The sequence below is a fragment of the Flavonifractor sp. An82 genome, assembly GCF_002159265.1.
Lineage (GTDB): Bacteria > Bacillota > Clostridia > Oscillospirales > Oscillospiraceae > Flavonifractor.
The window spans coordinates 242429-256345 of the sequence record NZ_NFHG01000001.1; the positions used below are offsets into that span (position 1 = coordinate 242429).

Here is a 13917-nt window from a genome sequence, read left to right on the forward strand (position 1 = left end):
CGCTCTGTTCAGAAAGCACGGGATATGCTATGATAAGGATCAATGAAAAGAAACAGGAGCGGAGGAGACAACATGCGGTATGAGGGGACCATTTATCGCCCGCCGGGGGAGCGGCACAGCTACCTGCTCCAGGCAACGGTGGGCTGCTCCCACAATGCCTGCACATTTTGCGGAATGTATAAGGATAAAGTATTTCATGTCCGCCCCACAGCGGATATTTTGGAAGATATCCGGATGGCCAAGGCCTATTACGGAGACCTGACCCGGGTCTTTCTGTGTGACGGCGACGCCATCGGCATGCCAACGGAGGACCTGCTGCGGATACTCCGGGCCCTTTACGAAGCCTTTCCCTCCCTGCAGAAGGTGGGGATTTACGCCGGTCCCTGCTCCACCCTGCGCAAGACGCCGGAGGAGCTGCGGGCGCTGCGGAAGGCCGGGCTGACCCGTGCCTATCTGGGGGTGGAGACGGGCAGTGATACCCTGCTTCGGCAGATCGGGAAGGGAGTGGACGGGGCGCAGATGCTCCGGGCCGGCGTGATGCTGCGGGAGGCCGGACTGGACCTGTGGGCCATGGTGCTGCTGGGGCTGGCAGGCAGCGGGGCAGGCTTGGACCATGCCGGAGCCACCACAGAGCTCATCAACCGCATGAAGCCCAGACACCTCTCGCTGCTGACTCTGGTGCTGGAGCCGGGTACCAGGCTGTATGCCGACTGGAGGGAGGGCCGGTTTGTGCCCTGCGGACCGGAGGAGATTCTGGAGGAGGTGCGGTATCTGGTGGCCAACCTGACGGTGGACCCGCTGCACTTCACCTGCGACCACGCCTCCAACTACCTTCCGCTGAAGGGAACCCTGTCAGAAGAGCGGGAGCGGTTCCTGGCGGCCATTGATGCCGCCCTGGAGGGAAAACGGAAGATCCGCCCGGAGTTCAGCCGCCGGGTCTGACAAAGAAAAATAAGATCGCTTCGACGGACTGACGCCGGCGGAGTCCCCTGAACAGGGGACTCCGCCGGTGTTTTTTCGTGTCGGAAACAGGATGGACGCACAGAAAATACCAGGTGCTATGATAATGCGCATAGAACAAAGCAAATGCCTCGAAAGCACCAGCTTTCAAGGTCAGTTAGCTTTGTTCAGGTGCAAGGTTTTTGGAAAACCTTGCACCTTCCGTTGGTGCGTCTAAGCGCACCAACGGAAATACGCATTGCAGCAATGCCTGAATTCTATAAAAACGGATGCTTTGGGCCGTTTTTATAGAATTGCGCGGCTATAGCCGCGCGAATAAACCGCGATGCGGTTTATTCAGTAGACATTGTGATAACACCCGAAAGGACGAACTATGACAGACTTCCCCAAAGGGAAAGAAAATCCGACCAAAAGAGAAGGAGAGGATGCGATTATGGGAGACTTGCTGGTGGTGTACCTGACATTCCTGCTGGCGGGAGCGCTCATCGGGCTGGTGCCCTTCCTGGTGGGGCGGTTTATGGGCAAGCCGGTGCTGGGACAGCTGGGACTGCTGTGCTGTGCTCTGTCCGGTCTGTTCCACATCTCTCTGCCGGTCCTGCTGGCGCTGGTGTTCCTGGGCTGGATCTTCCTGAGCAAGCATGACCTGGTTATCCGCAAGAGCCCTGCCGCCCAGTCCGGCGGGAGCTACCAAACGACCTACGCCCCCACCCCGCAGCCACAGGCCGGTTCCCTGCGGCTGACCTGCCTCACCGGGCCCCTGCGGGGACGGAGCTACCCCATCGGGCCCAAGGGGCTCATGTTCGGCCGGGACAACGACTGCGCCGTCTGCTTTCCCGGCGAGACCCCGGGCATCAGCCGCCACCACTGTGCCATTCGCTGGCAGGGGAACACACCGGTGCTGGTGGACCTGAACTCCACCTACGGTACCTTCCTCAGCGGTGGGCGGCAGCTGCCCCCCAACAATCCCGCCGCCCTGGCGGTGGGCACCCGTTTTTATCTGGCCAATACCGGGGTCATGTTCCAGATCGAACTGGGCTGACCCATAGAAAAAGACAGGAGGATATGAGATATGGAAATCAAAAGTAAGCCTGTGGAATGCCCCAACGGTCACTACTACAATGCGGCCCTGCATGCCAGCTGCCCCATCTGTGCCGGCGCCCAGGGCAGCGGCGCCTTCGCTCCCACCGAAGCCCCCGGGCAGATGGGCGGCGGTGTGGGCTCCTTCCAGCCCACCGAGGCGCCCAACCGGAGCGGCAGCGGCGCCTTTGCACCCACCGAGGCCCCTGGACAGATGGGGGGCTACGCCGGCGGAGTGACGGTGCCGGTGGGCAGCTGGAACGCCGGAGTGGTGGCAGACCCCTTTGAGCGGGAGACCTCCATCGGCGGCGACCTGACCGCCGACGGCCAGGTGGAGCCGGTGGTGGGCTGGCTGGTGTGCGTGGATGGCCCCGTCCGTGGCACCGACTTCCGCATCCACGCCGGATATAACTACATCGGCCGGGAGTCGGGGGATATCCACATCCACGGCGACCAGCAGATCTCCCGGCAGAACCATGCCATGATCGCCTTTGACAGCAGTGAGCTGACCTACTATGTGGGCCCCTCTGCCGGGCGCAACCTCATCAAGGTCAACGGCAAGACGGTGCTCAACGCGGTGGAGATCCACAGCTACGACGTAATTTCCATCGGTACCACCAAGCTGATGTTTGTGGCCCTGTGCGGGGAGCACTTCCGTTGGGATGTGGAGAACAGCCATGAGTAAGCTGACAGAGGTGATAGAAAGCATCCAGGAGTGGGCGCTCCAGGTTCTGGAAGAAAACCGGGTGGGACAGGCAGACGGAGAGACGCAGGGGAATGAGGAACACGCCGTCCAGGAATCGGCCGGTCCCGCTGCGGAACAGACCCTGCCTGCCCAGCTGGCCAGCCCGCTGCCTACCGTTTTGCTTCCTGAGGAGGGGGAACTGCCGGGAGAACAGACCATAGAGACTGTGCCCTCGCCGGCGGCAGAGACGGTGGCCCAGACCCTGGTTCCCAGCCCCAGCCCGGCGGCGGATGAAATGACGTCCGGCGGGGGGATGTGGCTGTGGATGGGCCTGGGCGTGATCGTGGTCCTGGCCGCCGTGGCAGTGGGCTGGGCCCTGTTCCGGCGGAAGAGCCGGCGTTCCGGGCCAACTGTACCCGCCGGAGAAACAGGCGGCGGCCTGTCGGTGGGCAAGCTCCACCAGCAGGGGGCCCGGAGCAGCCAGCAGGACTGCTTCTCCGTGTCCGATCCCAGCGTGATGGCCCAGAAGGGACTGCTGGCGGTGGTAGCCGACGGCATGGGAGGCCTGGAACAGGGCGATAAGGTGAGTCAGACGGCAGTGGAGGCCGCCATGAACGGCTTCTATCTGGCTGACGCCCAGGGGGAGCAGCTGCTGCTCTATCTGCTGGAGCAGGCCAACCAGGCGGTCAACACCTTTCTGGGTCCGGACCGGCAGAAGAAGAGCGGCTCCACGCTGGTGATGGGGCTGATTCAGCAGGGGCGGTTCTACAGCCTGTCGGTGGGAGACAGCCGGATCTGTCTCTACCGGGATGGACAGCTCTACCAGCTCAACCGGGAGCATATTTTCCGTCATGAGCTGGCGCTCCGGGCGGTCAACCAGGAGGGCAGCTTTCAGGATGCGTGGACCAACAGCCAGGCCTCCGGTCTCACCAGCTTTTTGGGCATGGGCAAGCTGAAGTATGTGGACCTGCCTGCCCAGCCGGTGACCGTGCTGCCGGGGGACCGGTTCATCCTGATGAGCGACGGGGTGTACAACGCCGTCACCGAGCCGGAGCTGACGGCCGCACTGGACCTTTCCACCGGGGAGGAAGCGGCCCAGGCCATTGGCCAGTGTATTCAGGGCAAGCGGTTTGCCAAGCAGGATAACTACACCGCGGTGATTCTGGCCTGCTGACCAGGCCCGTGGGGAGCAGATCAGGGGAAAGGGGCGGTTTGACAGCATGGAAGTAGCCGCATATTCCGACGTGGGCGGACGCCCGCGCAATGAGGATACGGTACGATACCGGCAGCTGGAGCCTGACGGGCTGTGCCTGGTGGTGGCCGACGGTTTGGGCGGCCACGGCGGGGGAGAGCTGGCGTCTGCGGCGGCGGCGGAGGAGATCTGTGCCGGCTGGGACGGCAGCGCCCATCCCTCCGCTCTGGCGGGCCTGATCCAGCGGGCCCACCGCCGGGTGCAGGGGATGCAGACTGGGCGCTGCGCCATGAAGACCACGGCGGTGGCCCTGGTCCTGGCAGAGGGCGCCGCAGGCTGGGCCCACGCCGGGGACTCCCGGCTCTATTGGTTCCGGGACGGGAAGCTGGCCTTTCAGACCAGGGACCACAGCGCCTCCCAGATCGCGGTGGCCCTGGGGGACATCACGGTGGATCAGATCCGCTTTCATGAGGACCGCAACCGGGTGCTCCGGGCGCTGGGGCAGGAGGGCAGCCTGAATGTGGAAACCGGCGGGGAGGCCCCCCTGGGACCGGGACGCCATGCCTTCCTGCTGTGCACCGACGGATTCTGGGAGTATGTGCTGGAGCGGGAAATGGAGGCCGACCTGGCGGCGGCATCCACGCCCGGCCAATGGCTGGAACGGATGCGTGCCCGGCTGGAGGAGCGGGTGAGCGGCTCCAACGACAACCATACGGCGGCCGCCGTGTGGCTTTGAGAGAGGAGAGAACGAGATGAAGCGGATCAAAAAGCTGTGTGCGGCGGTGATGGCCTGTGCGTTGCTCTGTGTGCTGACCCTGTCGGGGTGCAGTGCAGACGGCTCTGAGGTGCAGGAGGCCAGAAAGGGCGTCATGTGTGTGTTATGCATCTTCCAGTGCACCACGGAGCCCTATGAGGGCGTCCAGATCGTGGGCCGGGGTTCTGCCTTCGGCGTGGGCGAGGCGGGGCAGGAGACCGATGTATTTGTCACCAACCGCCATGTAGTGGGAGATTTCAGCGACCAGTTCCAGTTGACGGACGGCTCTGTTGCCCAGCTGGACTTCACCCTGGTCAAGGCTTACCTGCTGCTGGATGACAACGCCTATTCCGATTCCACCGGGCTGGATACCAGCCGTGCGGTCCCTTGTACGGTGCTTTACGAGGCTGACAGCGACGAGCCCGACCTGGCCGTACTCCGGGCGGCCGAGCCGGTGGAGGGCCGCGTGGCCCTTCCTCTGCTCAAGGCGGACGGGAACGTAGAGGCCGGTCAGACGGTGTACGCCCTGGGATATCCCAACAGCGCGGATGCCGCCTCCACCGATGAGGGAAGTACCTCCTATTCTGCCAGCGTGGAGAGCCAGACCGTGACCAAAGGCGTGGTTTCCCGGCTGGTGGACTACAGCAATCAGAACTGCCGCATCGTTCAGCATACCGCCTCCATCAATCCGGGCAACTCCGGCGGCGCACTCATTACGGAGGATGGGGCCGTGGTGGGCGTGAACACCATCTCCTTCAATCTGGACGGTATGACCTCCAGTTCGGCGGATCACTACGGCGCGGTGGACGCCGCATACGTCATGCGGATGCTGGACCAGCTGGATCTGACGTATACCCAGTACCGCGCCGGAAGCGCTCTGCCGGTGATGATCCTGGCCGCTGTGGGCGCCGTGGCGGTGGTCGTGGTGGTCCTCCTGGTGGTGCGGAAAAGAAAAGGGGTGCCCGTTCAGGGACAGGCGGATTCTGACCAGCTGCTCCCCGCGCCCGATCCCGAGCCCGTGCCTCAGCCCGCCCCCATCCCCGGGGACAGCGGCCTGCGGTTCCAGGCCCTCTCCGGCGCGCTGGCCGGCCGTCGGTTCTCCATCAACGGCACGGTGCGCATTGGTCGTGACCCCGCCCGCAATGACCTGGTCTATCCGGCGGGGGCCCAGGGGGTCAGCGGCGTCCACTGTATGCTCTCTCTCAGCGGAGGCAATCTGTATCTGAAGGACCTGGGCTCCACCTACGGCACGTTTCTGGGGGACGGGCGGCGGCTGGCCGCCAACGAGAGCATACAGCTGAAGATGGGGGACCGGTTCTGGCTGGGCTCGGAGGCGGAATGCTTTGTGATCACCGGAAGGGGAGGAGTATGACATGACACAGACCTATTGTCCCTTCTGCCTGACCCCTGTGTCGGGTACAGTGTGCACCAACTGCGGCCGCAGTGTATACTATGATTCCTCCCCTCACCGGCTGCCGGTGGGGACGGTACTCTCCAGCGGCAAGGAGCAGCACTACCGGGTTGGAGCTGCCCTGGGCCAGGGCGGTTTCGGCATTACCTATGTGGCCCTCCACCTGGAGTCGGGCCAGCGGGTGGCCATCAAGGAGTATTTTCCCAGTCGGTGTGCCCGCCGCCTGCCCGACGGCCGGGCGGACGCCACCACGGAGGGGGACAGACTCTATGAGAGCGGCATGGACTCCTTCCTGAAGGAGGCCGGTATGCTGGCGGGGGTGGACCCCCTGCCCTCGGTGGTCCATGTACTGGACTTTTTCCAGACCAACGGTACGGCCTACCTGGTGATGGAGTACCTGGACGGGATGCCTCTCCACCAGAAGCTGGCCAAGGAGGGCAAGATCCCGGCGGAGGTGCTGATGCCCCGGCTGCCTGCCCTGCTGCGTGACCTGAGCCTCCTCCACCAGGCGGGTGTGATCCACCGGGATATCAGCCCGGATAACCTGATGTGGATGCCCGACGGCACCCTGAAGCTGCTGGACTTCGGCAGCGCCCGGTCCATGGAGGACGGCCGGTCCATGACCGTCATGCTCAAGCACGGTTTTGCCCCGGTGGAGCAGTACCAGACCAGAGGCCAGGGCGCCTGGACCGACGTGTACGCCATGGCGGCTACCATCTACTACTGTCTGACCGGGGTGATCCCCCCCACGGCGGTGGAGCGGCTGGACAACGATACCCTCCGTCCCCCCACCCAGCTGGGGGCGGCCCTTACCCCGGAAGAGGAGCAGGCCCTGCTGTGGGGCCTGGAGGTGCAGCCCCGCTCCCGGCCCGCCAATATGGAGCTGTTTGCCACCAGGTTTTTGCAGAGTATGCCTGCAAACGCCGAGCGGACCGTCGGCCAGACCCAAGAGCAGGCTGTGGATCAGCCGGCGGATCAGACCGTCGTGCATACCCAGGTCCAGACCGAGGGCCAGACTATAAGCCAGACCCAGGTGGGGACAGAGGGGGACACGGAAGCCAAGACCGAGGTCCAGGAGCCTCCCAAAACCCCGGCCCTACCCCGGGACAAGCGAAAGCTCCTTCTGCTGGCCATCCTGGCGGCGGCAGCGGTGGCCTGTCTGATCTTCTATCTCCAGTGGCGGGGCAGCCGGGGCGTGCTGGGGGACTTCTCCTATGTGATCCAGCGGGACGGAGTTCACCTCACCGATTACAACGGGTGGCGTGAGCAGGTGGATGTGCCCGATACCATCCGGGACCGTCCGGTAACGGTGCTGGAGGACGAGCTGTTTGCCGGTGAGGACAAGCTGACCCAGGTGACCCTGCCTGAGGGGGTGACCCAGCTGGGGGATGATCTGTTCCGGGGCTGCTCCGGTCTGCAGGTGGTGGTCCTGCCCGGGGAAGACCGGCGGATCGAGGCTCCCTACGACCTCTTTGACGGCTGTGACCAGCTGCGGGGCATCCTGGCTGACCCCGGGGTAGATCTGGATGTGGATCTGCCCGAGGGGTGCAGGATCTATGAGACGGACCAGGTAGACGAGGTGGGCAAACTGACAAAGCTGGTGGTGGGGGAGGAGCAGGTCCTTTACGGCCTGACCGACCAGGAGTGGTCGGTCCTCCTCCATGTGCCCGCCGGCATTACGGAGCTGGAGCTGCCCGAGACGGTGGAGGAGTATACGCTGCGCTACCTGGCGGAAGGCAGCATTGCCGATCCCGAGGGCATGGAGAGACTGGCGCTGGCGGACAACTGCTATTTCCCCTACTCCATGATGGACACGCTGACCGATATCTCCACCCTGACCATCACGCGGGGCAGCCTGGCGCGGGACTGGGTGTACAGCTGCTTCACGGCGCTGGCCATCAATGAGCTGCGGGGCAGCGGCAAGCCCCAGGCGGAGCCCTATCTGCCCCTGGTGGAGCTGGCCCAGGTTCGGGCCCAGGAGCTGACCGAAAAATACAGCAGTCTTTACCGCCCGGACGGAGCGGACTGGGAGACCATTCAGCGGGAATATGACGAGCCTTTCTCCTACATGGAGCAGGAAATCGACCTCTACGGTGAATCTGAAGACAATGGTTTCCTGGAGTGTATCGTGGAATCGGCGCCCAGTTTTGTGGATGAGGTCAGCAAAGGGGGCTACGTTACCAAAGTGGGGGCGGCCGAGGCGAAGGAGGTCCTGTATTATCTGGCTTTCCTGGGCACGGTGGACTGAGAAAGTCCGATTTTGGATGTGATATTGTGAAGTGGAAAAGAATGTTATACAATAAGAATATCTGTGGCGGAGAGGAGGTGAGCCCGTGAAGTCCAGTCAATTCTGCACCTATTGCATGAGCCCTGTGGCTCCGGGGGAAAGCTGTCCCGTTTGCGGGCTCACTGAGGGCAGCTATACGCCCTCTCCCCACCATCTGCCGCCGGGCACCGTGCTGATGGACCGCTATCTGGTGGGCCGGGTGCTGGGAGAGGGGGGCTTCGGCATCACCTACATCGGCTGCGACCTGCGGCTGGAGCTGAAGGTGGCCATCAAGGAGTATTTCCCAACCGACCGGGTGTCCCGCCACGCCGCCACCTCGCTGGCGGTGTCCCAGTACACTGGGGCGGCGGCCCGCAGCTATGAGAAGGGGAAGGAGCGCTTTCTCTATGAGGCCCGCACCATGGCCCGGATGGATAAGCAGCCCCAGATCGTATCAGTGCGGGATTTCTTTGAGGCCAATAATACCGCCTACATCGTCATGGAGTATGTGGAGGGCACCAACTTCAAGGACCTGGTGGCCCAGAAGGGGGGGCGCATCCCGGCGGGGGAGCTGCTCTACCTGATGGAGCCTCTGTTCTCCGCCCTGAGCACCATGCACAGCCTGGGCCTCATCCACCGGGACATCAGCCCGGACAATCTGATGCTGGAGAAGGGTGCGGTGCGGCTGCTGGACTTCGGCTGCGCCCGGGAGTCCGCCACCGGCACCGAGACCATGACCATCGCCCTCAAACACGGGTATGCCCCCATCGAGCAGTACCAGAACAAAGGTCAGGGGCCCTGGACCGATGTGTATGCCCTGTCGGCCACCATCTATTACTGCCTCACCGGCAAGGCGCCTCCCCAGGCCCTGGACCGGCTGTGCGAGGACGAATTGATCCTTCCCCGGAAGCTGGGCGTGGACCTGAGCGAAAAACAGGAGCGGGCCCTGCTGTACGGCATGGGGGTGCGGCCCCGCCGGCGATTCCAGAGTGTGGAGGAGCTTCATACCGCCCTCTATCTGGAGGATATCAGCGGCATTCCCAAACGGCTGGAGCCGGACCGGCTGAAGGATATCCAAAGGGTGGTGGAGAGCGCCGTGGTACCGGAGCAAACGGAGACACGGCAGCAGCCCCCGGAGGATCGGCCCCGGACGGAGGAGCCACATCAGGAAAAAACCGCTCGGGAAGAGCCGGAGCACAAGCCCGCCCTGGACTGGCTGAACAGGCATAAGCCCCTGGCCATCGGCTGTACTGCCGCCGCCCTTGGTGTGGTGGTGCTGGCCGCCGTCCTGCTGGGGGGCGGGAGCCGGACAGAACAGCCTGGCGATCACAGCCCGGCGGGTACTGTCACGGCCTCGGCAGCGCCCCAGAATGGGGAGGACCGGTGGGAGCGGGAGGCCCTCTTTGCCGGGGCCGTTACGCTGGAGCGCGGCGAGGCCCAGCTCCGGGAGCTGCTGGCCGACCCGTCGGTGCCCGCCGTGATCATTCCACAGGGCGCATCGTTGGATCTGCAACAGGAGAACCTTGTGGTGGGGAAACCTCTGATGGTGGAAGTGGGCGCCAATCTGAGCGTCAACTGTGCCCTGACCCTGGAGGGGGAGAGCGCCTGCCTGTGGACGGAGGGGGACGTATATGCGGAGGGCTTTCTCCGCACCACCGCCGGCGGCGGGCTGGTGGTAGCCGACACGGGGACTTTTAGCTCCATAACCAAGGTTTGGCTGGAGCATGAGGCCGATCTGACCGTCCAGGGTTCCGGGCAAACCACTCTGGGGCAGGGAACACTGGTGCTGTGTGAAGAGGAGCTCTTTGCCCAGACGGCCCGGGTGAACAGCGTTCAGGAGCTGACCCAGGCTCTGGAGAACCCTGAAGTATCCGCCGTTCTGGTGGAGGGGGATGTGGTGCTGGACCAGGCCATTCAGGTGGGAAAACCGGTGATGATCGCCCAGGGAGCCTCCATTTCCACGCCCCAGGAAGGCACTTGGACAGAGGACAACCAGCCCGGCCTGGAGGTGACGAGCGGCCCGCTGGTCAACTGCGGGACGCTGAGTACCAGACTGTGGATGGGGGATCTGGGAGAGAACACCGTGATCAATTACGGCACGATCTCTCCTGCGGGCCAGCTGTGGCTGGAGCCCGAAGCCACCCTGGTGAATCTGGGAGAGATGAATCTGACCGACTATACCCGGTTCAATCAGTCCCGGGGTTATAACCTGGGTACCATGCGCCTGAATGGCAGCACCGACCTGACCGGGGGTCTATTCTACAACCTGAAGGACTTCGTGGTAGAGTCGGGAGAGTGTGCCCTCTATCAAAATGTCCGCTTCGGCAACACCGGTACCATGACCCTGTCAGCTGATTTTGAGCTGTACAGCTACCTGGTCTCCTGCGGCCAGGTGGTGGTGGACGACGGGGGGCGTCTGAACAACCACGGCCTGGTGGAGCTCTTCTCCAACGGCACCCTGACCCGGGCCGAGGGGGGCGAACTCAAGGGCCCCGGGGCCTATCAGCTGGAGACCTACTGCACCCTGAACAATGTGGCCCTGCCCCGGGGAACTGTGCTCCACAGCCGGGAGGCGACTCAGGTCTTTGAGGCTGAGGTGACCACCGCCCAGGAGCTGGCCGATGCGCTGGCCGATCCGTCGGTGCAGGGCATCCGGGTGACCGGCGCCCTCTCGGTAGCGGGGGATCTGAACGTGACCAAGCCCCTGCTGGTGACGGAGGAGAACTCCCTTGCCGTGGGCGGTACCCTCACCATCCAGGGCGTCCAGATGTACAGCTATAACAGCCTTTCTGCCGGAGCGGTGGAGATTTCCGACGGCGGTGCCCTGTTCAGCCATATGCAGCTTACTGTACAGGGCGGCGGCCTTTCCATCTCGGACGCCAGCGCCCTGGCCAGCTGGGGGCCGATCAGCATGAACGGCGGCAAGGTGACGGTAACCGACCGGTCCATGGTCAACCTGTACTATGTGGAGCTGGTCAACTGCGGCGATTTGCTGCTGGAGAGCGGGGCCCGTCTGGCCCATCTGGGCTATCAGACCCTGGAGCAGACCACCCTGCGGATCCGGGACAGCGCCTACTTCAACCTGGGCGGCCTGGAACTGGTGGGCGTCACCACCCAGCTGGAAACAATGGGTCAGCTGGATGGCGGTAGCCATCTGCTTGTCCGGGGAGGTGCCCTGGAGATCGACTCGGACAGCTATCTGTACAGAGCCCCCACCGCCAACCTGGAGTTCCGGGACGGTGCGGTGGTGACCAACCGGGGTGTCATGAATCTGTGGGGCTTTAAGGAGAATGTCACCCTGGGCGGCGCCGTGACCAACTACGGCCTGATGGCCATGAGAGGGGTGACCCTCCGGGTGACCGGCCAGCTGAATAACCAGGAACGGATGCTGTTCAGCAGCGACTGTGGACTGACCCTGGCCGGCGGCAGCGCCACCGGCAATCCGGAGGAGGGGTGGGACAACGACGTCAATTCGATGCTTTTCTCCGACTGGCAGTAACGAAGCGTCAAACGGCCCCGGCCTGCATTTTGCAGGCCGGGGCCGTTTCTTGCTCAGTTGGGGGCGACGTCGGAAAAAATGCCGTCGATGACCTGTTCCATCCGCTCGCTCATGGATTCCTCCGAGGCGGTGATGGCATACAGCACCAGCCAGTCGGTGGCGTTGCGAGGGTCCAGGGTGGGCATGCCGCAGTCGGTGAGGATGGCGTTGAGGGACCACCAGTGGTCCTCCAGCTTCTCCTGGGGAGAGATGTATTCCTCGTCCATCTCGCTGTATCCGTCCTCCATGATGTTCTCGGTGATGACATAGAGCAGGAGCAGCAGTTTCCGGGGCACATCCTCCTTCTGACTGCGGATGTTCTTCAGGGAGGTGGTGTTGGGCCAGTTGCGCTTGATGAGTTTCTGGACCAGGGAATAACCCTGCCGGTCCTTGCCGCTGGGCATTTTCAGGGAGAGGTAGGAGTCCATCACCGCCTCCAGGGAGTAGTCTGGCTCCCGCAGACCGCCCAGAGCGGAGGCGGGGTGGATGAGCTGGTCCAGATATTTCTGAACATAGGTATAGGCGCGCATGTGCAGCATGCCGAACTGGTCCAGGTGGGCCAGGTAGCACTGCCGCAGTTCATCTACAGTCTGGACCTGGTTGAAGGCGCCCCGGAGCTCGTAGGTCACATGGGAGATGGGATTGTCCAGGGGCTGGTCCCACCAAGGGGCAGGGGGCAGGGAGGCGTAAAATTCCCGGGCCTCTCCATAGCCACGGTCGGTGCGCAAAAACCAGGCGTAGACCACATCCCGGCCCTCCCGGTAGTGGATGCCGTAGTCGGTGCACAGGCCCAGCAGATAGCTGGCCTGGGCCTCACTCAGGTCCAGCGCAAAGGCGATGCGGAAGATCTCTTCCCGGTTGGTGGGGCGGTTCTGGCCAGACAGCCAGTTGCGCACCTTGCGGCTGACGGAGTCGGGCTTGGCCTCCGGCTCTCCCGCCAAAAAGGCGTTGATCAGTCTGGTCTGAAGATCGGGATAGGGGTAGAGCTCCTGCAGAGTATCGGCAAAACTGCGCAGGGAGATGCGCTCCTCCTTCAGATACTCGGCGGCCATAGCGGGGGTCAGCTGTCCCGAGAGCAGTCTGTCATATTCATTGGCCGACAGGCTGGTCAGTTCAATACTCAACCCATATCCCTCCCAAATATTTTCAATAGAAACATAATAGCAAAAAACCGCTTTCTGTGCAAGCGGAAAGGCAATTACACGCTCACATACACCGAGGGGCAGAACACCCGCCCGTCGGGCTCGAACCGGGCGTCACCGCCCCGTTTGTAAGCCACCGCCTGGATGGAGCTGAGCCCTACGCCGAAGTCGTCCCGCTTGCTGGAGAGGTATTTCCCGTCCCTCTGCCGCACCTGTCCGTAAATTGAGCGGCATAGTGAGAGACAATGGCGTTGACAGCCTGTTTTTCACAGTAGGTCCGGGGAGCCACAGGGATGTCATGGAGCAGGCTGTCAATGTACTGGTTCAGTGGGTGATTGTCCTCGCCGGCAAGTCCCCGGATGGCGTTGAGCTGATGGCGCAGATCGTGGCGCTGCTGCCGGAGCCCATCCAGGGCGCTCAGCAGCACCCAGTAGACCACCACCACACACAGCAGCAGGCTGGTCCGTGTCAACAGAAACTGCCAGGTGCCTACCATATCCACCTCCAGGATTCCGGTGAATATGGTAACGATCCTGCTCATCATGGCGGGCAGCAGCCAGATGACCCGCCACAGCCGGGGGGGCGTCAATGCGGTAGACCTGCCGGGCGGCCAGAAAGGCGGACACGCCAAGGGCGATGTTCTGGTAGTTGAAGCAGCACATAGGTGAACAGCAGCTTTCCGGGGGTCAGCCGGATATTCAAAAAGTACAGCGCCAGGGAGATGGGCACCATGACCATGCCACCGCGGGTACCAGCTCCGGTCTGTCGGCGGCGATGACCCACGCAACACCCAGCAGATGGATGGGCAGATAGGCGCAGAGGGTGTAAAAAGTGGTCTCCATCATCCATTCCTCCTTGCCCTGCCAAATAAAGGTTCTCCAAGCCCGTAAGT

12 protein-coding genes are annotated in these 13917 nt (G+C 63.2%); 9 read left to right on the forward strand and 3 right to left on the reverse strand.

What is annotated here, in order from left to right; genetic code table 11:
- Positions 1–72 precede the first annotated feature (72 nt).
- The 8 genes from B5G34_RS01500 (at position 73) to B5G34_RS01535 (ending at position 11844) form a co-directional block, all read left to right on the forward strand.
- Positions 73–942, forward strand: a complete 870-nt coding sequence (locus B5G34_RS01500; RefSeq protein WP_087333675.1) for a radical SAM protein — start codon at positions 73–75, stop codon at positions 940–942.
- A gap of 451 nt (positions 943–1393) precedes the next feature.
- A complete protein-coding gene (locus B5G34_RS01505; protein ID WP_204245889.1) occupies positions 1394–1999 on the forward strand; it encodes an FHA domain-containing protein in 606 nt (201 codons plus the stop codon).
- Positions 2000–2029: 30 nt separating this feature from the next.
- Positions 2030–2722, forward strand: coding sequence for an FHA domain-containing protein (locus B5G34_RS01510; RefSeq protein WP_087333677.1), 693 nt, complete (start codon positions 2030–2032; stop codon positions 2720–2722).
- Entirely contained in the window at positions 2715–3896 is a 1182-nt protein-coding gene (locus tag B5G34_RS01515; protein ID WP_162609397.1) for a PP2C family protein-serine/threonine phosphatase, read from the forward strand. Before B5G34_RS01510 ends, B5G34_RS01515 begins: the two co-directional genes overlap by 8 nt.
- A gap of 46 nt (positions 3897–3942) precedes the next feature.
- On the forward strand, positions 3943–4650 hold the full coding sequence (locus tag B5G34_RS01520) for a protein phosphatase 2C domain-containing protein (RefSeq protein ID WP_087333679.1): 708 nt from the start codon (positions 3943–3945) through the stop codon (positions 4648–4650).
- Positions 4651–4666: 16 nt separating this feature from the next.
- Entirely contained in the window at positions 4667–6040 is a 1374-nt protein-coding gene (locus B5G34_RS01525) for a trypsin-like peptidase domain-containing protein (protein ID WP_087333680.1), read from the forward strand.
- A gap of 1 nt (position 6041) precedes the next feature.
- Positions 6042–8327, forward strand: coding sequence for a protein kinase (locus tag B5G34_RS01530; protein ID WP_087333681.1), 2286 nt, complete (start codon positions 6042–6044; stop codon positions 8325–8327).
- Positions 8328–8412: 85 nt separating this feature from the next.
- Positions 8413–11844 carry a serine/threonine-protein kinase gene (locus tag B5G34_RS01535; protein ID WP_087333682.1) on the forward strand — a complete coding sequence of 1144 codons (3432 nt, stop codon included), beginning with the start codon at positions 8413–8415 and terminating at the stop codon, positions 11842–11844.
- Positions 11845–11897: 53 nt separating this feature from the next.
- On the opposite strand, the gene B5G34_RS01540 is transcribed toward B5G34_RS01535, so the two are convergent.
- Together B5G34_RS01540 and B5G34_RS01545 are read right to left on the reverse strand one after the other, a co-directional pair.
- Positions 11898–13007: a hypothetical protein gene (locus B5G34_RS01540; RefSeq protein ID WP_087333683.1), complete on the reverse strand. Its 1110-nt coding sequence runs from the start codon at positions 13005–13007 to the stop codon at positions 11898–11900.
- Between the two features lie 175 nt (positions 13008–13182).
- Positions 13183–13521: a hypothetical protein gene (locus tag B5G34_RS01545; protein WP_140397174.1), complete on the reverse strand. Its 339-nt coding sequence runs from the start codon at positions 13519–13521 to the stop codon at positions 13183–13185.
- A gap of 25 nt (positions 13522–13546) precedes the next feature.
- Between B5G34_RS01545 and B5G34_RS18630 the strand changes: the two genes are divergently transcribed.
- A complete protein-coding gene (locus B5G34_RS18630) occupies positions 13547–13693 on the forward strand; it encodes a hypothetical protein (RefSeq protein ID WP_162609399.1) in 147 nt (48 codons plus the stop codon).
- A gap of 30 nt (positions 13694–13723) precedes the next feature.
- Here the strand turns inward: B5G34_RS18630 and B5G34_RS18635 are convergent, their stop codons facing one another.
- Positions 13724–13870, reverse strand: coding sequence for a hypothetical protein (locus tag B5G34_RS18635; protein WP_162609400.1), 147 nt, complete (start codon positions 13868–13870; stop codon positions 13724–13726).
- Positions 13871–13917 lie beyond the last annotated feature (47 nt).